We start from the raw sequence: 22,227 nt of genomic DNA, 5'->3' as shown, positions 1-22,227 counted from the left end.
GGTCTATCCCGGCGTGATCCTGGCGCGTCGGAATGGCTAATGCGGTGATCGGCCTTGCCCAGGAGGGCATGGCTGAGGCGGCGATGGCGGCGATCCGCCAGATACTGGCCCGCACGCCGCAGTGCTGCGCCATGGGCAGCGGCTGACGGTGGACGGGGCAGAGATCCGTGCCAGGCGACGTCCTGCTGCTCGAGGCGGGTGACAAGGTGCCCGCCGATTGGCGTGTCGTGGACGCGCGAGGGCTTGCCGCACAGGAGGCGATCCTGACGGGCGCATCTGTTCCGGTCGAGAAGGACACGGATCCGGTCGCCGCGGACGCCGCCCTCGGCGACTGGCGCTCAATGCTTTGGTCTTGAACGCTGGTCACCCAAGGCACCGCGCGCAGCCCGTCGCGACCGAACCGGGAACAGAGATCGGCGGCATCGGCGGGCTTTCTCGCCGGGGTGGAGCAGTTGACCACCCCCGCCGGTCGGACTCCCAACTCGCATGGGATCACGTGAATCTGACAGTCGACTATCTTTGGGAAGACAAACCTGCCGTCGATGAAAACGGCTTCCGCTCCCTCTCGTTCGCCCTTTGATCCGCCTATATCTGTGCCCCCTTGATGTTCAGGGGCCAGACTCGGTTCTCAGTCTTAAGTCGGGATTACTGAACAAGAATGAGGATTCCGCGGCCATCTCGCGGCAAGGGGGCCACGGATCCTGGCCAGTCGTGTGGATTGAGTGCGGCGACGCGAATGAACCCGCAACTGTTTTCGCGAGCGATCACCATGAAATACGCGAGAAGCGAATTGACCACTCCACGCGTGTCGCCCGCGCTTGTAACGATGAAGACCGGCACGTCGAGCATTCTGCCGTAGGTTTCGTTCGGCACTGGATGCATGATGCAGACGCCGGCGATATAACCGAGCGGGTTCTCTGCAGTCACTATTTCTGCGATATTTGGGTGTTCTCTGGCGACTGTCGCTGCGCATAATTCGCGCCAGGCCTGCAAGTCGAAATGGCAGTCGGCGGCGTCAATCAGCCTGTACGCTTTGTCGACTTGATGGCGCTTGATCGGACCCACGCTGTAGCCAATAGCCATTTTTCTCTCCATCGAACGCATCCCTGCCAACGTCGCCCGCCGACGAAACCCTTCAGCCGGTCGCCAGATCAGGCCGCCGACCGGCGATCGTGCTTGAGAGAGTTTTTCCAGAAAGGGAGATGACCCGTCATTGATGTTCATCAAAGCCGTGGAACCGCCCTGAGTTTGACGAGAATCAAAGCCTGCGAGCCGTATCTCTTATTCAATCCACAATCGGAGCTCTGCTCCGCAAAAACTACATCACGGCGCGATAATCAAAGCAACAGGAGCATGCCATGTCCGACAGCCTTCGGGGCCGCAACGTCCTGACGCTTGACGACTTCACTTCAGACGAGATCGGGGTTCTGTTGCAACTCGCGGCCCGGATGAAGGCTGAGAGGCGTAACGGCAATGAATCCCCCCGGCTCAGCGGCAAGAACATAGCGCTCGTGAGCGAAGAAAATTCGATCGGTACACTCCTCGGATCTGAAGTTGCGGCCTATGATCAAGGGGCGCGCGTTGTCAGCCTGATGCTTCCCGAGAACCATCGGGGACGTTACAGATCGATCAAGGACACGGCCCGTGTGCTCGGCAGGATCTACGACGCCATCGAATATTGCGGTCATGCCCAAAGCACTTTGGAGGAGTTGGCGAAATACGCCAACGTGCCCGTCTACAATGGCTTCACCGATGAATCCAATCCAATCGGGGCGCTGGCAGATTTCCTCACGATGCGGGAAGTCGTAGACAAGTCGTTGCCGGAGCTGGCGGTGGCATTCGTGGGTGACGGGCGCAGTGCTATCGCCAGGTCGCTCGCCATAGGAGCGGCCAAGCTCGGCATGGACTTCCGCATCGTCTCGCCGCCGATCTTCTGGCCCGCTTCGCCATTCATCGACGACGTGGCCTCGGAAGCGCACAAGAATGGTGGGAAGTTCACGGTCCTGGAACATGTCGGCGCCGGCGTATTAGGCGCCGACTTCGTCTACACCGCTCCGTGGCTGGGAGAGCAGGAGGCGGGTTGGGCCGAGTGCATCAGGCTGCTGGCGCCTTTCGGCGTTAGGGCCAATGTCATGGACGCGACCGACAATCCACATTGCAAGTTCATGCATTGCTTGCCTGCCATCCAGGATAGCCGCTCGAAGGCCGCAGCCCGCATCGCAAAGGAGTTCGGTCTCGACTGCATGGAGGTTTCGGACGCGATCTTTGAATCGGAAGCTTCCGTAGTGTTCGATCAGGCGGAAAATCGGCTGCACACAATCAAGGCCATTTACATCGCGACCCTTGGTGACCGGGAGACCGATGCGCGAATAGAGACCCCGCAATAACTAGCCACGACCGCTTGAGTTTGCGGCTATTGGGGCAGTTTTGCGTTGGCCAAATGGCGCGCGACACCGGCGCGAAACCAGTTTGCCGCCGCGAAGCCGAGGGCCACCAGAAATGCGGCGACTAGACCGAAATCTTGCGGGACGTTCAGCGGAAGCGCCGCACTGCCGCCGATGATCGCCCAAAGCGCAGGAATAAAGAGGAGCGCAACGCGCCAAGGCGCCAGTAGCAGGATTCCGATCGTGAAGATCGCGGCCGGGCAGGGTGCGATGCCGAACACAGGCACCGCCGGGTAGACGTGACCGAAAAGCCACCCGAGCACCTGATGGAGCAAGATCGCGTAAGCGGCGAGTGCGAGACCGGCGACCGTGCGAACATCTTCCTTGGGCGCCAATCGGAAGGTGGGTGCGACAAGTGGAGCCGCAGCGAGTAGCAACGCTTGGACTACGAACACAGCGCCGAAGGTTCGAGCAGCGGGATCGACGCTGGTGAAGAATGACCAATGGTAGCCCACACCGTTGACGAACCACATCAGCGCGAGTATCGCCATAAAAGCAACGTGGAGATCCGAGACCGCCAGAATAGTAGACCGAGCGTGTAAAGCCGAGGATGTAAGCGACGGAAGGCAGCGGTGAGATGGCCGCATTATAGGCGGCGAAGACTTGGAAGAACTGCTCCTCAGTGAATGGCATGATGTGCATCTCCAATGCGAAATCACCTCAGCATCACCCACTTTGGGGTCACCTACATTGAGCCAGATCATGAAATCGGGTTGGTCTAGTTTATGGATCTCATCGGATCGCGCGTGAGCGGAGTGAGGTTCCGCTCGGCATTTGATGTTCTGAATGCCCACGCTAATGGTGGAGTCGGGGTCGCGGCGGCTCGACAGTAGGCACTGCATGGGTGCGGACGAGATCTTGCGCCTGGGCCCTGCTCGAATTGAGAAATCTTCCTGAAAGAAGTCGCGCATCACAGCTTTGATGCAGGGCGACTGGGCCGACGCGCTTTGATCCGCATCAAGTCGCCCGCCCGCGCAAATGTGCATGCTTCGGTATGTCGTTTTAGATCAGGGGCGTGACCATGGAGATTCAACCGACCATCCGCTTTCATGGGGCAGCGGGGACCGTTACGGGCTCCTGCCAACTCGTCGAATTCGGTGCCACGAAGATTCTGGTCGATTGCGGTATGTTCCAGGGGTCAAAGACCGAAAAGGAGTTGAATTACCGCGACTTCCCCTTCGACCCGAAGACGATCGACGCCGTCATCCTGACGCACGCGCATATCGACCATTCCGGCCTACTGCCGAAGCTTGCCAGACTTGGCTATGATGGCCCGATTTTCGCGACACCTGCGACGAGCGATCTCTGCTCCGTCATGCTGCCGGATTCTGCTCACATCCAGGAGAGCGAAGTCGACCAGCTCAATCGCCGCAACCTCCGCCGGGGTCGCCAGACCGTGACGCCGATTTATACCGCGCGCGATGCCGCTGTCGCGATCACACTGTTTCGGCAGGTGCGTCTCGGCTCGTGGGAGACAGTGGGGGAGGGAATTCGCTTCCGTTTCTGGAATGCCGGACACCTGCTCGGATCCGCTTCCGTCGAGATGGAGATCGGTACCGGGCCGTCGCCATTGCGCTTGCTGTTTTCCGGCGACATCGGGCCGCGGCACAAGCTCCTGCAGTTCGATGCGAAAGCACCGAGCGGCTGGGACTACGTCATCTGCGAGAGCACCTATGGCGATGTCGAGCGGGAGGAAGCGGACGATGGCGCCCGTCGTCACATTCTGCGATCCGAGGTGCTGACCGCAGCGCATCCAAATGGCGCTCTTCTCATCCCCTCTTTCGCCGTGGAACGCGCGCAGGAACTGCTCACGGATCTCGTCTACTTAATGGAGACGGGTGCCGTCCCGAAATGCCCGATCATCATCGATTCACCGCTTGCGACTCGGGCGAGCGAGATTTTCCGCCGGCATGCCCGCGAGCTCGAGAACAGCGATGCTCTCGTTCGGGGGATCGAGTCGAAGAATGTTCGCTTTACCGAAACGACGGAGCAATCCAAGGCGGTCGATCTCATCAGGGGTTTCCATATTGTCATCGCTGCGAGCGGAATGTGTGAGGCCGGGCGCATTCGGCATCGCTTGAAAAACTGGCTCTGGCGAGACGAGGCGACAGTGCTGCTGGTTGGCTACCAGGCGAACGGCACCCTGGGACGGCTTCTTGAAGAAGGAGCCACCGTCGTGCGCATTCAGGGCGACGATATCCGTGTCCGAGCCCGCATCAGGAAGCTGGACATCTATAGCGGCCATGCCGATAGCAGCGAGCTTGCCAATTGGGTGCGGGCCCGGCAGCCGATCAGCGCTGGCGTCTTCCTCGTGCATGGAGAGGAAGAGGCACTTGAAGGGATCAGAGAGCGTCTCTCCACGTTCCTGCCGCAGGATCACCTCATCCGGCCGAGACTGGACAGCGCATTCCGCCTCGGCTCGCATGGTGCAGTTCAGATTTCCGAAGCGGTCGCCCCGCCGCGCATCGATCCCGTACGGGTAGGAAGGACGGATTGGCACAACGATTTCCAGAAGCTCGTCCTCGATCTTCAGGACGAGCTAGCCAAAGCCGCGGACGATAAGGCCCGTGGCGTCGTGATCCGTCGGCTGCGCCGTGCTCTGCAGGACGAAGCATGAGATGCCGAAGCGACCGTCAGCGAGCATGAGAGCAAACGAGTTGGACGTCATGCCGGCGCCCGGCCGGTGCGCCATGCTCCTGATCCGCATCGACTACGATGCACGCCGGCGAGAATGTCAGGAATTGATGCGCGTCAATGCGTCGGCGGGCAAATCCGGCTGAAATCCAGCATTAATCCAAGGAGTGCGACGATGCTCAAGATATCGAAGCTGCTGGTCTTAGCTGCTCTATTAGTCGACCCCTTCGGAGGGGCCGCCGAAGCGACCGGCATCGACGCAGGCGTGTCCGCAATGCTGGAGCGGGTGCAGCCGGCGGTCGTCAGTATCCGCACCGTCAGCAGCGGGATCTTTAGAAGCGAAATGCTCGAGGATCCGAATGTACGTAAAGTTCTCGGTCTTCCCGATGAGGTATTCATCGTCCAGACGGGGGCGACCGCGACAGGGTCTGGAGTGATCATCGATCGGGGCGGAGGCTACATCATCACCAGCCGTCATCTGGTCGCCGATGCCGATGATGTTTCCGTAACACTTGCGGATGGAAGGGTTTTCAACGCCGACAGGGTAGGGGAGGATGCACCGACAGACCTCGCGGTTATCAAGATCGATGCCTCAGAACTTGTTTCGCTCCAGTGGGGAAATTCATCCGAACTCAAGGTTGGCGAGTTTGTGGCCGCGATCGGCAGCCCTTTCGGTTTGGCGCAGACGGCGACGTTCGGCATCGTCAGCGGCTTGGGCCGCGCGGGCCTAGGTGCCGATGAATACCAGGATTACATCCAGACCGACGCGGCCCTCAACCCAGGGAATTCCGGAGGGGCGCTCGTCAACATTTCTGGTAAGTTGATCGGCATTGCGCGCGGGATCGCTGCGCCGGATCAAGCGAGTCCCGGCATCGGCTTTGCGATTCCCTCGAATATCGCGGCGAAGATCGTGCGGGAATTGATATCCCACGGAGAATACAAGCGGGGCTGGCTCGGCCTCTCGGTGACGGTTGCAGTCGATGCGCAAGACGGTAGTGCCACTCAACCGTCAGGGCTTATCGTGAACGAACTCGCGTGCAACTCGCCGGCGGAACGGCAAGGCCTACGCCTTGGAGATGTGATCACCGGCCTGAACGACCGCGCCTTCTCGACGGAGCCGGCGTTCAGGAATGCGATCAGCCTGCTTCCGGCCAACGCCCGGATCACGCTCGATGTTCGCAGGGGAGAAACGTCGCAGAAGCTGGACGTGACGCTTTCCGATTCGGCCGATCGTCCCGACGTCTCGGACCAGGGCTCAGTCATCGTCAAGTTTCCATCGGCGAGCGGCTCACCGGCATGCGTGCCGGCGGGAGCGGTCCTCGTCGATGTTACGCCGGGTAGCGCCGCCTATTCGATCGGACTGAGAACGGGCGACTACCTGACGGCCATCAACGGCAAACCGCCAGTCTCTGCCGATGAAATTGGAAGCGTCCTGGAGAGCGTGGAAGGCAGCGCTTCTGTCGATATCCTGCGCGCAGGAACGGCATACCGCATTGACGTTCAATAGGGGCATTCGGACGTTCACGTCCGGCAAGTTGCCTTGGCTAGGAGTGGAATGCCATGCGATGGTCGCTGAAACTTGGAACAATTGCCGGGACCGAAATCCGCATACACATGACGTTTGTCTTGCTGCTCGTCTGGATCTGGTTCATCGCACTACCAGCTCGGCGGAGCACCTGCCGCTTGGGAAGGGGTCGCCTTTATCCTCAGCGTGTTCGTTTGCGTGGCCCTGCATGAATTTGGGCTCATTGCCGCAGCGCTCCGTTTTGGGATCAAGACACCCGACATCACGCTTCTGCCGATTGGCGGCGTCGCCCGGCTCGAGCGAAATCCGAGCGAGCCAAGGGAAGAACTGCTGATTGCGGTCGCGGGACCTCTGGTCAACGTCGTCATTGCCGCCCTGCTTCTCGCCGTTATCGGCGGTGCAGCCGGCCTCAAGCAACTCGTCAGACCGCAGGATCCGCAAATCGACTTTTTTGTCCGCCTTGCCGGCGTCAACATCGTCCGCGTTCTGTTCAATATGATACCGGCCTTTCCGATGGATTGCGGTCGGGTCTTGCGGGCGATCTTGGCGTGGCGGTGGTCCTGGGAACGCGCCACGCGCGTCGCCGCGACGATAGGGCAGGGCACGGCCTTCGCCATGGTGTGGCGGGTTTGTTCTATAGTCCTCTGCTCATCCTCATCGCGATCTTTGTCTATCTGGCTGCTGAATCAGATAACAGGCGCACCGGCCGCAGCAGTGGTCAGCCGTAGCCAGCATCCGGTCGGTATCATGAACTATGAAACGATCGGCGAGATGCTGATGCTGCGCGCCGCCGTTCATGACTTCCGTTTCGGCATGCTGCGGCGTTCGAGAGTAGGCGTCTAACGCTCAACAATAGCGACCCCGTCCCTGATCCGGTCGCTCGGGTAGAGAATGACTCGATCTCCGGGTACAAGGCCCTCTCGGATTTCGACTGCGAGGCTGTTCCGCTGACCGACGGCGACAGTGCGCAATTGCGCCCGTCCCTCCGTGGCGACAAAGACGGCCCATTCTTCGCCTTGTCGAAACAAGGCGCCAAGCGGCAGCCTGAGGACTTCACCCTCGAACAGGATGACTTGCACGTCGACTCGATAACCATGTCCGAGCGTACGCCAACGTTGCGGTGGATCGGCAAAGTCCAGGATAACGTCGACCCGCTGCTCCTCGATACCGAGCGCCGACACCTCGGTTTGCCCGAACGGCTCGATTCGACGAACGACGGCGTTGAGGTCTCCGCCGCCCCAGCCGGTGATGATCGCTCGCTGACCTGGGGTTATGCGCACGGCGTCCTCCGAGAGGAAGTTGACGACGATCTCCAGATCCGCAGGATCACCGATGTCGAGCAGCGGCGTTCCAGCTTCGACCACGCCTTCGCTGCGAGCGCATGACCTGCAGCACGACGCCGCTCACCGGGGAGGTCATCTGCATGCATTCGCAGTCTTCACGCAGGCTCCGGATCTCCTGCCGCGACAGGAGCCTTGACCGGGCTTGGTGAAGCTCGTGTTCCCGTACCTTTAGGGCAGCCTCGGCTGTAGCTAGATTGGCTTGTGCGACGTTGTAGGAACGCTCGGCGTCTTCCAGAGTGCGCTGCGAGATTGTCCGGCGCTCGATCAATTGCCGGGCGCGGGCGCACTCTCCCTCTGCAAAGGTCAAGTCGGCTTTGGCCTTATTGAGTTCGGCAGCGGCGAGGTTGTGGGCCGCGCGCGCCGCCTCGACGGCGGCCTGCAGCTCCGCCTCGGTCCTGACGTCCAGGAAGGCCGGCGGCGCGGGTTCGATTTGCGCCAGCTGGGTCTCCCCCGCCTTGACGACGTCGCCCACCTCGGCTGTGATACGCTGCAACTGGCCGCGCAACGGCGCATGAAGCGTGTAGACCTCACGCACCCGCGTTTCCCCCTCCTCGTCCAGGGTGACGCGCAGCAACCTGGTCTCGGCGACGGCCAAATCGACCTGAATCGGCTGCGGCCGCAATGCATAGGCGATGCCCGCCGCGAACAGGGCGAGCAGACTGCCCCAGATCGCCAACCTGCGCTTTACGAGACTCACATGCTACTCCCTTGTCTTCAGCACTGCGATCAGGTCCAGACGATCAAGCCGCCGGCGCGCGAGCGCGGCGCAAACGAGCGTCGCCGTAAGCGCGATCAGAGCCGCCTTGCCATAGGTTGCGTCCCGCAGAACGAGCGGCACGCGGTAGAGCTCTGTTTCGAAGGCGCTCGTCATGTACCATGCAAGGGCATAACCGATGGTCGCGCCGAGCGGGATGGCGATCCATGTCAGAATGCCGACCTCACCGAGCAGGATGTAGGAAATCTCCGAGCGGCTGAAGCCGAGGACGCGCAGCGTCGCTAGTTCGCGCGCCCGCTCGGAAAGCGCGATGCGGATCGAATTGTAGGTGACGCCGACTGAAAGCGTCATAGAGAAGGCGACGAAGAAGCCGACGAAGATTGGTCTTGTAGAAGGTGTCGATCGCGGCCTGCCGGAAGAGTACGGCGGCAACGTTGGGAATGTCCTTGAGTCTTGCCAATAAGCTCGCGCGGCTCGGAGAATCGACAAGGATATTCAGTCCGCTCACGACGCGACCGTCACCGGCTATCCGGTTCAGCGCGCCCATGTCCATGTAGGCGGGCGTGCCGAGATAGGTTTCGAAGACCTGAGCTATGGGAAGGCTCAATCGGGCCTGGCGCCCTTCCAGGAGTTCGACGCCCACGGTGTCGCCTGCGCTCACCTCAAGCAGCTCCGCGAGCTTGCGTGAAAGCAGAAGCCCGCCTGGGGGAACGTTCATACGTCCGCGCTCGACATCGAACACGGGACTGAGGATTGCGCCGGGCAGTACGCCGATTATGCCTTGTCTCTCGACAAGGTGTCCGTGCGTGATGCGCGCCGACGCGTGGCGATAAGGTTCCGCCGCCAGCACGCCGGGGTAGACGCTCAAAATCCCCGACCGTGTGAATGGGCTGCAGGTCGTTGAATGCAACAGTCGCGTCCTGATGCTGCCCGCGCTCGAAAGCGGTCTCGGCCAGCGCGTCGATCGCGTTGACCCACTGCAGCGCCATGATCAGCACGGCGATCGACATCGCGAGACCGAGACTGGCCAGGAAAGCCCTAACCGGCCATCGGACGATGCGTCTTACGATCATGCGCGACGGTTCGTCCAGCGCGCGGGCAAGCGCCGTTCGAGAAGCCCAGCTACGCCGATAGATTGGTGGGGAAGGTGGGAGCATCGCCTCCGCCGGCGGAAGCCGGACTGCGCGGCGCACCGCGGCGAGGCTGCCAGCGAGCGCCGCGCCGAGACTGATCGCGCCGGCAATGACGAAGCCGGCAGGGCCGGGGCGATAGAGCAGGAAAGGAAAGCGGTAGAATTTCGTATAGAGTTCCGTGTTCCAGTGACCGAGCCAGGCGCCGAGCAGCGAGCCGATGAGGATGCCGATCGTGCCGATGACAAAGACCATCTTGGCATAGTGCCAGCCGATCGCCAGGTTGCTGTAACCGAAGGCCTTCAGAAGGCCAATCTCGTGGCGCTCGGTTTCGATCAGCCGTGCGATTACCATGTTGGTCAGAAAGGCGGCGACCGCCAGAAAGATGGTCGGCATGATCCGCGACATGTTCTTCTGCTGGGCGATCTCGGGACTGAGCGCCGTGCCTACGACCTGGAGCGTGCGTTTGCGCCCCCTTAAGACGGCACTGAAACTGTCGCCGGGCTTCAATTCGTGAGCCTCGGCGAAAGGCTCACTGACGACCACCTCATTGGGCCGGGTCGGGTCGGTCAAGCGTCCGGATCTGATCACCAATGTGTTCAGAAGCTCAGGGCCCCGCTCGGGCAGCGACAGCAATTGGGCAACGACCGGCTCGGCAAAACCGGGCATGTCGAGAATGGCGCCTTCGACGATGCGTGTTTCGGCGAGGCGCACTCCCGGGATATCGGCGATGTCGCGACCAAGATGTTCTGGCGCACGCTTTGCCTGGGCAAACACATCGGCAAAGCGCGTCCGATCGTAATAGGCGGCGGTTGTCTCCTCGAGCGCCTCGATCGTCGTCAGTGCCATGATGAGCAGGGCGGTACCGGACGCGATCACCACCGCGATGGCAAGAACCTGGGCCTTCAGCCTCCAGAGTTCACGAACGAGCTTTCGATCGAGACTGCTCATCATGCTCACCAGGCGAGTTCGCCGGGGGCGCGCTGAACGGCGTTTTGCCGAGTTTCGACGATGCGCCCATCGGCAAAGTAGAGGACGCGATTGGCAATCTCGGCAATGACGGCATTGTGCGTGATGAGCGCAGTGGTGGTCCCAAGCTCGCGATTGATCTTGAGGATCGCCTCGAGCACGAGGATTCCCGTCTTGCTGTCGAGTGCGCCCGTTGGCTCGTCGCAGAGGAGCAGATCGGGGCGCTTAGCGATCGCGCGGGCAATAGCGACGCGCTGCTGTTCGCCGCCGGAAAGTTGCGCCGGGAAGTGATCGAGCCTCTCGCCAAGGCCAACAATCGAAAGCGCTTCAACCGGCGACATCGGATTTCTGGCGATCTCCGTCACGAGGGAGACGTTTTCGCGCGCCGTCTGGCTCGGAATGAGGTTGTAGAACTGGAAAACGAAGCCGACGTGATTGCGACGGTAGAGGTTGAGGGCGCGTTCGCTATCCAGCGTGAGGGGTTGGCCACGAAACATGACCTTCCCCCGAGTGGGTGTATCGAGCCCTCCAAGGATATTGAGCAATGTCGATTTACCGCTCCCCGATGGCCCCAACAGAACGATCAGTTCGCCCTCACGAAAGTCCGCGTCCACCCCGCGCAGCGCGTAAACTTCCACCGCGCCCATCCGATAGATCTTGGTGAGTTCGCGTGCTTCAAGAGCAATGGCTGATGCCTCGTTCTCCACTACACACTCCTCGGAATGCCGATGTGTCGTTGACGCGCGTTGTTCAGGTAAATTCCAAAATGCACCGCGCGATCTTGGGCGTGACTTTAGCCGATCAGTTTGGAGTTCGGCGGGGGCTCGCGCGCTGCGGCCGAGAACGCAAGGCAGCAGCGCCAGTTTGGTGTGCACCTCAGTAGCGTCAAATCGCTGTTGCACGCCTCCCGTCCGCAAAGGTGTTGCATTATTGCGGACGGGAAAGGCGGGCGACAGTCAATCGGCCTTGATCTGGATCTTGCGCTCGTTCTGCTGTGCTTCCTTGGTCTTCGGCAGGGTTATCGCCAGAACGCCCTTCGAGAAATTTGCAGCTATCTTTTCTGCATCGACTCCATCTGGCATCCGGAAAGTGCGCTGGAACGAGCCGTAGCGGCACTCGGAGATGACATACTCCTTCTTCTTCTCCTCTTTCTCCTCCTGTTTTTCGCCTCGGATCGTCAGGATCCCGTTGGAGATGGCTACCTCTATATCCTGTTCTTCCATCCCCGGCAGTTCACACGTGATCTCGTAGTTCTTTTCTGTTTCCGCCAAATCAACGGCCGGCGCCATGTCCAGTTCTGAAAGCCGTGGCACCCGACGCATGAGGGCGGAAGCCAAGGGGCGATGCCAAAGGTTTGGAGCGAAGTCATCGAATAGCCGGTCGATCTCGGATCTGAGGCTCTCAAAGGGGAGCCAGGACTCCGCACGACGTTCGACGCCTTTTTTTTCTTCCGACTTGATGGGCAGTTTGGTTGCAGGTTCAGCCATAGCTGGTGTCCTCCTTCAAAGCGGTGGTTCCAGGCCAGTCTCGCCGCGGGTTGCTTAAGGGCGCGGCCGCAAGCCAGTCTGGCCGATTTCTATCGGCGCTTCTCCGCCGGTAGCTGACGCCAGATGAGATCATTAAAAAGCCGTGCTGCGGCAGCCTCATTGATCGGCGTCAAAGACCGGGTGGTCTGTAGAAGCCACAACTACCGTGTTCGGCCCCGCCTCACTCTTCCCAATCAGCACAGCACTCGAATGCGGCGGCCGGGCGCCCATACGGCCCGGTGATTTGCCGGACTAGTTCCTTAAAACGTGAACCGCCGGGTGCCGCCAATCCGAATCGACGCTCTGCTGACTACCGCGCAGTCCAACCAGACTGAGCCGTGATTGTAGCAGGCATGTTCTGGCATCCGCCGTCGATCTATGGCCTCACGCTGCCTTCGAACGCGTTCGTGGCATCGTTGGCCATCCGGTTCACGCACCAGCGTGCGTAGACCGGTTCAAACATCGGACCGAGAAACTTTGCCGCGATCGTCGCCGGATAATTGTAGTCGATGAAACCGCACAGCCGCGAGGCCCGGCCCGGGGCGCTGATCTCGAACCCCATCCGGTAAGCACCAACGACAAGGAGGTTCGGGCGGCCTCGCGTCTCCCATACGTTGCGTCGAGGTGGCTGCCGCTCGATGATCACTTCTTCGGCGGAAAGCACCAGACCAAGTATGTTGCCACGCATCTTGATAACCGAACCGACGGTGCGGCCTTTGGCTTCGTCGAATTCGTACGACATCCGCCCGCCGAGCATCATCATCGAAGGCTTCTGCATGTGCGAGCCGAGGCTCGCCGGGTCATCCAGATAGTCAAAAAGCACCTCTGCGGAGGTCGCGATATCGGCAATGGCTTGTGCCATGTAAGGGTAGGTCATGCGATATTGTCGGTTTTAATACGGTGATCCCTGTGGCGATGACCGCCATGACCATGGAAGAGGTGCATCAACGGACAGGCGAGCAGCAGTAGGTACGGAGCGAGCCCAAGTGCATGCTGCCAGTGCTCACGGAGAATGAAGAACGCAAAGATCACCGCGAGCGAGGCGGCGAAGAGCGTCCATTTGCGAGCCCAAATCATATCCGTGTACTCCTCAATCTGAGCGAATTGCCGATCACGCTGACGGACGAGAGCGCCATGGCCGCCGCAGCGATGATCGGCGACAGCAAGAGTCCGAATGCGGGGTAGAGCACGCCTGCCGCAACAGGGACGCCAGCGGCGTTGTAGATGAAGGCGAAGAAAAGGTTCTGCCGGATGTTCCTCATCGTGGCGTGACTGAGCTGCCGTGCCCGCACGATGCCTTGAAGGTCGCCCTTGAGAAGGGTGACGCCGGCGCTCTCGATTGCCACATCCGTCCCGGTTCCCATGGCGATGCCAACGTCGGCGGCGGCGAGGGCCGGGGCATCGTTCACGCCGTCTCCTGCCATGGCGACGATGCGACCCTCGTTTCTCAGACGTCGGACGATTTCGCTCTTGTGCTCCGGCAGGATTTCCGCCTCGACCTCGGTGATGCCGAGCTTGCGAGCAACCGCATTGGCCGTGGTCCTGTTGTCACCAGTAAGCATTACCACGCGAGCACCGTCCTTCCCTGTCCGACGCCGACCATGATCGACATTGGCGTGGCGAGGCCGAGCGCGCACGGGCAGGCGATGATCAGCACGGCGACCGCGGCCACAAGGCCGTGGGTGAACCGCGGTTCCGGACCGATCCACATCCAAGTGGCGAAAGCGACGATGGCGATGAGGATGACAGCGGGCACGAACCAGCCCGAGACCTCATCGGCCAGCCGCTGGATCGGCGCGCGCGAGCGCTGGGCTTCCGCTACCATCCGTACGATCTGCGACAGCATGGTGTCACGGCCGACCTTCCCGGCCTCCATGACGAAGCCGCCCGTCTTGTTCATCGTACCGCCGATCAGCTTCGCTCCGACCTCCTTGGTGACGGGCATCGACTCTCCGGTAATCATCGACTCATCCACCGAGCTTCGGCCTTCAACGAGCGTCCCGTCGACCGGGACCTTTTCGCCCGGCCGCACGCGCAGCCGATCGCCGACGGCAACGGCTTCGAGCGGCACGTCTTCGTCGGTTTCGTCATTGCGGATACGGCGGGCCGTCTTCGGGGCGAGATCCAAAAGCGCGCGGATCGCTCCGCCCGTCTGCTCGCGAGCACGCAGTTCCAGAACCTGCCCGAGCAGGACGAGCACGGCGATGACCGCTGCGGCCTCGAAATAGATTGGGACCGCTCCGTCGGCGGATCGGAACGTGGCCGGGAACAGTCCGGGCGCAACGGTCGCCACCACGCTGTAAATCCAGGCCACACCGGTGCCCATCGCGATTAGGGTGAACATGTTGAGATGTCTGGTGATGATCGACCGCCAAGCCCGTTCGAAGAACGGCGCGCCGGCCCACAGAACAACGGGGGTCGCGAAGACGAGCTGCAGCCAGTTCGATGTCTGGGGGTCGAGTCGCATATGCAGGTTGGTGAGGTGACCGCCCATTTCGAGCGCCAGCACAGGCAGCGTCAGGACGAGCCCGATCCAGAACCTCCGCCGCATTTCGACGAGCTCCGGACTGCGACCGCTTTCGGCTGTTATGATTTCGGGTTCGAGGGCCATACCGCAGATCGGGCAGTTGCCCGGGCCGTTCTGCCGCACCTGGGGATGCATCGGGCAGGTGTAGACCGCGCCTTTCGTCATCGTCACTCGCGAACCCTCCGCTTGAGCGGGCGGGGCGTGCACATTTGTTCGACTATGGTGATGGCTCGGATCAGTTCCCATCCCGGCATCTTATGCATTTCAGCAGTCGATTCTTTGATTAACATCAATCTCCTGCTTGACGGTGCGGCGTATGCTGCGGGCTCTAATCGGAGGGCTGCAGGATGCTTGCCAGAGACATTATGAAGAAAAAGGTGCTGTCGATAAGCCCCGATCACAGTGTGCGTCATGCCGCGCGCACGATGCTTGAGAACCAAATAAGCGGCCTGCCTGTATGCGACGACCGCGGCAGGCTCGTCGGCATGTTATCGGAGGGCGACTTGTTGCGGCGTGCGGAGCTCAGATCGGTGTCGTGGCGCGACATCGCAGGCGTCCGAACGAAATCGGAGGCATTCATCAAGGGGCATAGCTGGCGCGTCGGCGACGTGATGGCGCAGCCTGTTGTCACGGTTGATGAAGACATGCCCGTTGGCCGCGTCGCCGAACTTATGGCTGCCAAAGGTATCAAGCGCATTCCGGTCATGCGAGCGGAAGAGATGGTAGGCATCATCAGCCGCAGCGACATCCTTTGCGCAATTGCTGCCTCTGTGCCTGATATCGTTGCCAAAGGTGACGAGGCATTGCGGCGAGCCATATTGGCGCGGCTTTGTTCCGATCTCGGGCTCGAGAAAGGGGGCATCGAAGTGACTATTGAGAATGGAACTGTCAGCCTGTCAGGCCAGGTCGAAAGCGAGGCTCTGCGGGAGGCGGCTCGCGTCGCCGCGGAGACGATCAGCGGCGCCGCGGGCGTCAGGAACAGACTGCGTGTTGTTGCGAACTGAGCCTGCTGATGGGGGAACCAAATGTTCTCGTTTCACCTGCGGCGGTTTCCGGATGATCAGCAAGTCTGCGGTTGCAAAGTCTCCGCGCGCACTCCCTTGGCTGACCTCGAAATTCAGCCGCGGAAGCCGGCGCAGAGGTTCGCGTCATTGCGTCGACGGACAAGCCATCGTCGCAGAATAGTCAACTATCTTCTCAATGAAAGGGTCCTCCCGATGACCGATACGCTGTCGCCCGAACTTTTGGCGCGGATGGATGCCTATTGGCGAGCCGCCAACTACCTTTCCGTGGGGCAAATCTATCTCCGCGACAATCCGCTCCTGAAGCAAAGGCTCACGCTGGAACATGTAAAGCCGCGCCTGCTCGGCCACTGGGGCACCACGCCGGGATTGAATTTTCTCTATGTCCACCTGAACCGGCTCATCCAGGCACATGACCTAAACATGATCTATGTCACAGGTCCGGGTCACGGCGGCCCCGGTCTTGTCGCGAATACGTATCTAGAAGGAACTTATTCAGAACTCTACCCGGCAGTCAGCCAGAATGAGGCCGGGATCAAGAGACTCTTCACACAGTTCTCCTATCCCGGCGGAATACCGAGCCACGTCGCGGCAGAGGTGCCGGGTTCGATAAACGAAGGCGGCGAGCTTGGCTATTGCCTGATGCATGCGTATGGCGCAGTCTTTGACAACCCTGACCTGATCGCGGCCTGCGTCGTGGGAGACGGAGAGGCCGAGACGGGAGCACTCGCGACGAGCTGGCACTCCAACAAGTTTCTCAATCCGGCACGAGACGGAGCGGTCCTGCCGATCCTGCATCTCAACGGCTACAAGATCGCCAATCCGACCGTGCTTGCCCGCATCAGCCACAACGAGCTGGAGGCGTTGTTCAGGGGCTACGGCTACGAACCGCTATTCGTCGAGGGCGCGGATCCGCGAAAAATGCACCAGCTTATGGCGTCGGCGCTCGACACGGCCCACGGCAGGATTGCCGAGATCCAGCGGCACGCGCGCAGTAAAGGATTTTCCGGCCGCCCTGCCTGGCCGATGATCATCTTCCGCTCACCAAAAGGCTGGACGGGACCGCGCGAGGTCGACGGCAAGAAGACAGAGGGTACCTGGCGCTCGCACCAAGTGCCGCTTGCAAAGCTTGCGGAAGTGCCGGAACACCTCGAAATTCTCGAAAAGTGGCTCAAGAGTTATCGCCCTTGGGAGCTGTTCGACGAGAGTGGCAGCCTTCGTCCTGAGCTTAGCGAGCTTTCGCCGAAGGGCGAACGCCGCATGGGAGCAAATCCGCATGCTAACGGCGGACTTCTCCTGAAAGACCTCAACCTGCCGGATTTCCGTCGATACGCTGTGGAGATCGGTACTCCGGGAACCGTGACGGTAGAATCGACGCGCATCGCGGGTCTGCTTCTACGCGATGTCATGAAACTGAATGCGCAAGAGCGCAACTTCCGGATCTTCGGACCCGATGAGACAGAATCAAACCGGCTGTCACCCGTCTTCGAAGAAACAGACCGCGTCTTCACCGGCGAGATTTTCGCTGGCGACATGCAGCTATCCCCCGACGGCCGGGTCATGGAAGTGCTCAGCGAGCAACTCTGCCAGGGTTGGCTCGAGGGTTACCTGCTGACAGGGCGGCATGGATTCTTCTCTTGCTATGAGGCCTTCATCCACATCGTCGATTCTATGTTCAACCAACATGCAAAATGGTTGAAAGTCTGCCGGGAGATTCCTTGGCGCAAACCCATCGCGTCTCTCACCTACCTACTGACCTCCCATGTGTGGCGTCAGGACCACAACGGCTTCTCGCATCAGGATCCAGGCTTCATCGACCACGTGGCCAACAAAAAGGCCGACATTGTCCGCGTCTACCTTCCGCCGGATGCGAATACGCTTCTCTCGGTCGTCGATCATTGCGTGCGGAGCCGTGACTACATCAACGTGATCGTCGCAGGCAAACAGCCGCAGTTGCAGTGGTTGGACATGGAAGCGGCGGTTGCGCACTGTCGGGCCGGGCTCGGTGTCTGGGAGTGGGCCTCCAAAGATGAAGGCGATCCCGATGCGATCGTCGCCTGCGCCGGCGACGTGCCGACCATGGAAGCACTTGCCGCCGTGATGATCGTCCGCGAAGCGTTTCCGTTGCTCCGGCTGCGCGTCGTCAACGTCGTTGACCTCATGGCGCTGCAAGCACCAAGTCAGCATCCTCACGGAATTGCAGATGACGCATTCGATCGGATGTTCACGACGGATAAGCCGGTCATCTTCGCCTATCACGGCTATCCCGCGCTCATTCATCGGCTGACCTATCGACGCACCAACCATGCCAACTTCCATGTCCATGGCTACCAAGAGGAAGGCACGACCACAACGCCCTTCGACATGGCCGTCCTCAACAAGCTTGACCGTTTCCATCTTGCCGAGGCGGTGGTCGAACGTGTTCCCTCTCTCGCCGCGACGAAGGAAGAATTCGCGCGCTTCGTCGAAAGCAAGCTGGCGGAGCATGATGCCTACATCCGCGAGAATGGCGAGGACTTGCCGGAGATACGGAACTGGCGATGGTTGGCATCCGCCGTTGACGCACAGTGATGGATGCTTGGTGAACTTGATCGCGTCAATGTAGATCGTCCCAGCCGTCGTACCTTGAAAGGTAATCGTTCACCGGAGCTAGGAGAAGCGAAATGGCGACACTGCGGACAATCCTGCTGGCGAGTACGATCCTTACGCTTGCAACGCCGGGCTTTGCAGAAGACGCACACCATCCTGAGGCCACAGGCGGGCAGCCCGGCGCGGAAGCTGTGGAGCCGGCCGCTCCCGCCGCGAATGCGGTCGCCCCGATGCCAGGCGGCCTGACATGCCGTGACATGATGCAGATGATGGCCGGTGGCATGATGGCTGCCGGGCAAGGCCAAACGGGGCAGACCGGCATGGGTGCGATGGCTCTGATGATCGCGCCCGAATACATTGAGGGGCGCATCGCGTTCCTGAAGGCCGAACTCAGGATAACGCCTGAACAGGAGCCGTCCTGAAGACGCTCTTGGTGATACCGACAGTACCACTGGAACCAGCCAAGCGGATCGTCGGAATGTATCCATCCCTTGGCTCGCCAGACGCTCAGCGGTTGGCTGGCGTCGACACCGAACCAGTTGAGTGATGGATCTTTGCGAAGCGGCGACAGCCGGGCCTCTGCAAACCAGCTGTTGGGGAATTCGTCACGGCAGTCGGTCATGTACTTGCCACCGAACACGCCGAGCCCAAGCATCTCGGCGGGTGTCAAGTCTGGTTGGAAATCGGGATGAAAGTCACGGCCAACGGGCGCAACGAGAGCGTACCGGTAGCCTTGCTGCATCCGATCATTCACGAGGATCCATCGGGTTCTCATCGGGCGCCCAGCAATATTGGCTTCGAGCGGTTGCGCCGCCAGATCGACATGTTAAGTGCCGCCGCAAAACTCACCCAGGCGAGGTAAGGAGCAAGCAGCAAGGCAGCCACCGCATTCACGGGGTAAAACACTATAATTGTCGCGAGGATCGCGGCCCAAAGCAAGATGATCGCCACCACGGCCAGCCCGGGTCGGTGAAGTCCAAAAAAGATCGGCGTCCACGCAGCATTGAGCAGAAGTTGCACTGCATAGACACCTAGAGGCAGTGCTGCGCCGGCAATGCCTGCCTCAATCAGTACGAGCCAGCCCGACAGTCCGATCGATGCATAGAGAACGGTCCAGACCGGAGCGAACAGCCAATCGGGCGGGCGCCATCTTGGCTTGTCGAGCTGCTGGTACCAGGCGCCCGGCCTGAAGATCACGCCGGGAGCCGCCGCGGCAAAGCTCGCAACCTCGAAGACGGCCAGCAGAAGGAGGGAGGACATGTCCATCGGCAAAAGATGAAGGGAGCCGCCGACGAGGAAAGCGGGTCCCTCCCAAGTCCTATCGGTTCTGCCCGGCAGCGAAATTGCCGGAGCCCATCGTAGAAAAGAGAGGGATGATCTGCCAGGCGGCCGACAGCCCCACCAGAATGTAAACGATCCGGGCGAGCCCCGAGCCAGCCCCAAAGATCGCGGCCACGAGGTCGAAGCTGAATAATCCGACCAGCCCCCAGTTCAGGCCACCTACGATTAGGAGGATGAGAGTGAAAACGTTGATTAACTTCATGGTTCTTCTCCAGGTCGAGGGATGAAAGGTCAGCCCTCCGGCGGCATGATCACCTCGTCGATGACGTGGATGACCCCGTTCGAGGCAGCAATGTCGGCAGCAGTGACGGCGGCGTCGTTGACCTTTACGGTGGAGCCCTCGACTTCGATGTCGATCATTTTGCCATTTACCGACTTCGCTTGGTCGAGACCGGCCACGTCCGCGGCCATCACCTTCCCCGCGACCACATGGTAGGTGAGGATGGCAGTAAGCTTTTGCTTGTTCTCCGGCTTCAGCAGGCTTTCGACGGTACCGGCCGGCAACTTGGCGAAAGCTTCATCGGTGGGAGCAAAGACCGTGAACGGACCAGTCCCTTTGAGAGTGGCGACCAGACCTGCCGCCTCGAGTGCTGCGGCCAGCGTCTCGAATTGACCCGCCGCAATGGCCGTGTCGACGACGTCCTTCTCCGCGGCGAACGCGCTGACGCCGCTTCCGAGCGTGATCGCTGCCGCGAACAAAAGGCTTCTCAACTTCATGGCAATCTCCTCTCGATCAGGGGTGCGAAATGCACCGCACCTTTTCATGTGGAGCAAACGGTTTTGCTTTCTACTCAAATTTTCGTGAGAAGAACGCCAATTCTCTTGTGAAGATAATTCTCGTTGTGGTAGTTTCACGACATGAAAAGGAGTTTGAGACGTGCTCTCTGACACGCTGTCCAATGAGCTCCAGCGCTACGCGATCGGCCCTCGTATCAAGGCACTGCGTCTGAGGAAGAAGCTGGGGCTGGTGCAGTTGGCCGGGCACACGGGGCTCTCGCCTGCGATGCTCTCGAAGATCGAGCGCGGGCAGATGTTTCCAACGCTGCCCACGCTGCTTCGGATTGCTATGGTTTTCGGCGTCGGCCTCGACCACTTTTTCAATGCCGACAAGGAGGAGCCGCTCATCGCGGTCGTCCGAAAGCGGCAGCGTCTCAAACTTCCAAGCCCGCCGGGCGAAAAGACCCCCGCCTTTCTATTCGAAAGCCTGGACTATCCCGCTTCCGACCGCCGCATGGAGTCGTTCTACGCCGAGTTTCCGGTCGATGCGCCGCCGTCAGAGCCGCATCAACATGGCAGCGCCGAGTTCATCTACGTGCTCAGCGGTCGGCTTATAGTCAATGTGGATGGCAAGGAGGCAGCGCTGGATACCGGGGACGCTGTGTATTTCGACTCTAGCGTTCCGCATAGTTACCGCCGTGAAGGCGGGGAAATTTCAACCGCTATTGTTGTTACTTCTTCATAGCCGACTTGGAGCACTCCTAAATTCATCCCTTGCCAGCGTCGATGGAGGAAGTCGGCTTTGGAGGCGGCGTGGTCAACGACCGAGGTGAGGGCGCGGACTGGCCATCATCCGTCGGCCGTTCACCCAAACCGGTCATCGACAATCAGAATGTGTCAAAGCCAACCATTCCTCCAGCATGCGCCTGATGGCCTCTTCTGGCTTGTCCATCCGGGTAAATGCCCACCATGTATGGGCACCCTGCCAGACTGCCGCCATCTGCCAGCCAAGCCGCTCCACGTGATGCCGATCGTTGGAAAGCCGACGGCCTAATGCTCTGGCAAGGGTATGGCCCCATTGCGCGCCCCGGGCACGAAGTTTCGGGTTGCGGATGTCTTCCCTCAGCAGGAGCAGACCATCGGTCGCGCTCAGCTCCGCATTTTCGGGCGGCATCAGGCGGATGAGAAGGTTTATAGCCCCGTGCGGCGTCAACGCTTCCTCGACATCTGCTGTTTCCGTTTCTGTCTGAAGGCGATCCCAAGCGCGAAGCAGGACGGCCTCAACCAGGCTAAGGCGATTGCCGTAACGCTGAACGAGCGTCGCCGGAGAGAGGCCGCATGCTTTTGCGGCCAGCGCGAACGTCAAGCCGTCTGGCCCAGTCTTCAGGATGAGATCGAACAGCGCATCGAGCACCTGCTGATCCGAAATAATCTTGTGTCTTGGCATTCTGCAATATAAACGTAAATTCGGTTATATTTCAAGGATATCAATCATGTCCAGAATTCTGGGGTATATAGCGGCAAGTCTCGACGGGAGGATCGTCTCAGGTGACGGCTCACTGGAGTGGCTCTACAAGTACGATGAAATGGACCTGGGAGAACATGACTACCGCCTGTTTGCGCATTTCGCAAAAGCCGGACAGGGATTCCGCTTAGTCGCGGACACTTGTTTCACTAAGTCGCGGACAGTTTGGCGGCGGTGGCCCTCGGGTGCCTGGTTGTCTTCATGGGTGATTGATTTCGCC

19 protein-coding genes and 6 pseudogenes are annotated in these 22,227 nt (G+C 60.4%); 10 read left to right on the top strand and 15 right to left on the bottom strand.

Translation table 11 applies throughout. The features are described 5' to 3' along the window. Nucleotides 1-167 precede the first annotated feature (167 nt). On the top strand, nt 168-356 hold the full coding sequence (locus CN933_RS32130; RefSeq protein WP_245425209.1) for a P-type ATPase actuator domain-containing protein: 189 nt from the start codon (nt 168-170) through the stop codon (nt 354-356). A gap of 289 nt (nt 357-645) precedes the next feature. Here CN933_RS32130 and CN933_RS28500 read toward each other — a convergent pair whose 3' ends face one another. Then, nucleotides 646-1,095 (bottom strand): hypothetical protein, encoded by a 450-nt coding sequence (locus CN933_RS28500; protein ID WP_102763170.1) that lies wholly within the window; start codon nt 1,093-1,095, stop codon nt 646-648. 263 nt (nt 1,096-1,358) lie between these two features. On the opposite strand from CN933_RS28500, the gene argF reads away from it, so the two are divergent. Continuing rightward, nucleotides 1,359-2,387, top strand: a complete 1,029-nt coding sequence (gene argF / locus CN933_RS28495; RefSeq protein ID WP_102763073.1) for an ornithine carbamoyltransferase — start codon at nt 1,359-1,361, stop codon at nt 2,385-2,387. A 26-nt stretch (nt 2,388-2,413) separates the two neighbouring features. On the opposite strand, the gene CN933_RS28490 is transcribed toward argF, so the two are convergent. Continuing rightward, nucleotides 2,414-2,935 carry a DUF6064 family protein gene (locus CN933_RS28490; RefSeq protein ID WP_102763072.1) on the bottom strand — a complete coding sequence of 174 codons (522 nt, stop codon included), beginning with the start codon at nt 2,933-2,935 and terminating at the stop codon, nt 2,414-2,416. A gap of 530 nt (nt 2,936-3,465) precedes the next feature. Here CN933_RS28490 and CN933_RS28485 point away from each other — a divergent pair. The 3 genes and pseudogenes from CN933_RS28485 to CN933_RS28475 all read left to right on the top strand — a co-directional run. After that, entirely contained in the window at nt 3,466-5,061 is a 1,596-nt protein-coding gene (locus CN933_RS28485) for an MBL fold metallo-hydrolase (RefSeq protein ID WP_102763071.1), read from the top strand. A gap of 192 nt (nt 5,062-5,253) precedes the next feature. Continuing rightward, nucleotides 5,254-6,585, top strand: a complete 1,332-nt coding sequence (locus CN933_RS28480) for a trypsin-like peptidase domain-containing protein (protein WP_102763070.1) — start codon at nt 5,254-5,256, stop codon at nt 6,583-6,585. Between the two features lie 53 nt (nt 6,586-6,638). Continuing rightward, nucleotides 6,639-7,322 (top strand): annotated as a pseudogene (locus CN933_RS28475) (site-2 protease family protein); the annotation flags it as partial. Nucleotides 7,323-7,442: 120 nt separating this feature from the next. On the opposite strand, the pseudogene CN933_RS32475 reads toward CN933_RS28475, so the two are convergent. From CN933_RS32475 to CN933_RS28435, 8 genes and pseudogenes are all read right to left on the bottom strand, one after another. Beyond that, nucleotides 7,443-8,643: pseudogene (locus CN933_RS32475) on the bottom strand (efflux RND transporter periplasmic adaptor subunit). Nucleotides 8,644-8,646: 3 nt separating this feature from the next. Beyond that, on the bottom strand, nt 8,647-9,012 hold the full coding sequence (locus tag CN933_RS32115) for an ABC transporter permease (protein ID WP_245425203.1): 366 nt from the start codon (nt 9,010-9,012) through the stop codon (nt 8,647-8,649). Between the two features lie 311 nt (nt 9,013-9,323). Further along, entirely contained in the window at nt 9,324-10,742 is a 1,419-nt protein-coding gene (locus CN933_RS28465) for an ABC transporter permease (protein ID WP_245425201.1), read from the bottom strand. A 5-nt stretch (nt 10,743-10,747) separates the two neighbouring features. Then, the gene (locus CN933_RS28460; protein WP_180980837.1) at nt 10,748-11,467 is read right to left on the bottom strand and encodes an ABC transporter ATP-binding protein; all 720 of its coding nucleotides are present in this window, start codon (nt 11,465-11,467) and stop codon (nt 10,748-10,750) included. A 249-nt stretch (nt 11,468-11,716) separates the two neighbouring features. Further along, the gene (locus CN933_RS28455) at nt 11,717-12,247 is read right to left on the bottom strand and encodes an Hsp20/alpha crystallin family protein (protein WP_102763069.1); all 531 of its coding nucleotides are present in this window, start codon (nt 12,245-12,247) and stop codon (nt 11,717-11,719) included. A gap of 415 nt (nt 12,248-12,662) precedes the next feature. Further along, a complete protein-coding gene (locus CN933_RS28445) occupies nt 12,663-13,163 on the bottom strand; it encodes an SRPBCC family protein (protein WP_102763068.1) in 501 nt (166 codons plus the stop codon). Continuing rightward, entirely contained in the window at nt 13,160-13,363 is a 204-nt protein-coding gene (locus tag CN933_RS28440; RefSeq protein WP_102763067.1) for a DUF2933 domain-containing protein, read from the bottom strand. Before CN933_RS28440 ends, CN933_RS28445 begins: the two co-directional genes overlap by 4 nt. Next, nucleotides 13,360-15,059: pseudogene (locus tag CN933_RS28435) on the bottom strand (copper-transporting P-type ATPase). The gene CN933_RS28440 and the pseudogene CN933_RS28435 overlap by 4 nt, the downstream one beginning before the upstream one ends. Before the next feature lie 101 nt (nt 15,060-15,160). Between CN933_RS28435 and CN933_RS28430 the strand changes: the two are divergent. From CN933_RS28430 to CN933_RS28420, 3 genes and pseudogenes are all read left to right on the top strand, one after another. After that, on the top strand, nt 15,161-15,817 hold the full coding sequence (locus CN933_RS28430; protein ID WP_102763066.1) for a CBS domain-containing protein: 657 nt from the start codon (nt 15,161-15,163) through the stop codon (nt 15,815-15,817). A gap of 213 nt (nt 15,818-16,030) precedes the next feature. Further along, nucleotides 16,031-18,406 (top strand): phosphoketolase family protein, encoded by a 2,376-nt coding sequence (locus tag CN933_RS28425; RefSeq protein ID WP_102763065.1) that lies wholly within the window; start codon nt 16,031-16,033, stop codon nt 18,404-18,406. A 92-nt stretch (nt 18,407-18,498) separates the two neighbouring features. Further along, nucleotides 18,499-18,840, top strand: a pseudogene (locus CN933_RS28420) (Spy/CpxP family protein refolding chaperone); the annotation flags it as partial. On the opposite strand, the pseudogene CN933_RS32110 reads toward CN933_RS28420, so the two are convergent. The 4 genes and pseudogenes from CN933_RS32110 to CN933_RS28400 all read right to left on the bottom strand — a co-directional run. After that, nucleotides 18,837-19,199, bottom strand: a pseudogene (locus CN933_RS32110) (hypothetical protein); the annotation flags it as partial. The pseudogenes CN933_RS28420 and CN933_RS32110 sit on opposite strands and share 4 nt — an antisense overlap. Further along, entirely contained in the window at nt 19,196-19,684 is a 489-nt protein-coding gene (locus CN933_RS28410) for a TspO/MBR family protein (RefSeq protein WP_102763168.1), read from the bottom strand. The gene CN933_RS28410 and the pseudogene CN933_RS32110, both read right to left, overlap by 4 nt. Before the next feature lie 58 nt (nt 19,685-19,742). After that, the gene (locus tag CN933_RS28405; RefSeq protein ID WP_102763064.1) at nt 19,743-19,967 is read right to left on the bottom strand and encodes a DUF378 domain-containing protein; all 225 of its coding nucleotides are present in this window, start codon (nt 19,965-19,967) and stop codon (nt 19,743-19,745) included. A gap of 29 nt (nt 19,968-19,996) precedes the next feature. Next, complete coding sequence (locus CN933_RS28400; protein WP_102763063.1) at nt 19,997-20,482, bottom strand: fasciclin domain-containing protein; 486 nt, start codon at nt 20,480-20,482, stop codon at nt 19,997-19,999. 160 nt (nt 20,483-20,642) lie between these two features. On the opposite strand from CN933_RS28400, the gene CN933_RS28395 reads away from it, so the two are divergent. Further along, a complete protein-coding gene (locus tag CN933_RS28395; protein ID WP_102763062.1) occupies nt 20,643-21,227 on the top strand; it encodes a helix-turn-helix domain-containing protein in 585 nt (194 codons plus the stop codon). Nucleotides 21,228-21,359: 132 nt separating this feature from the next. Here CN933_RS28395 and CN933_RS28390 read toward each other — a convergent pair whose 3' ends face one another. Further along, complete coding sequence (locus CN933_RS28390) at nt 21,360-21,929, bottom strand: TetR/AcrR family transcriptional regulator (RefSeq protein WP_102763061.1); 570 nt, start codon at nt 21,927-21,929, stop codon at nt 21,360-21,362. 46 nt (nt 21,930-21,975) lie between these two features. Between CN933_RS28390 and CN933_RS32105 the strand changes: the two are divergent. Next, nucleotides 21,976-22,227 (top strand): annotated as a pseudogene (locus CN933_RS32105) (hypothetical protein); the annotation flags it as partial.

Origin of the sequence: Sinorhizobium sp. M4_45 (assembly GCF_002885915.1) — a bacterium.
GTDB classification, from domain to species: domain Bacteria; phylum Pseudomonadota; class Alphaproteobacteria; order Rhizobiales; family Rhizobiaceae; genus Sinorhizobium; species Sinorhizobium meliloti_A.
This window is presented reverse-complemented; position numbering and strand designations above follow the sequence as displayed.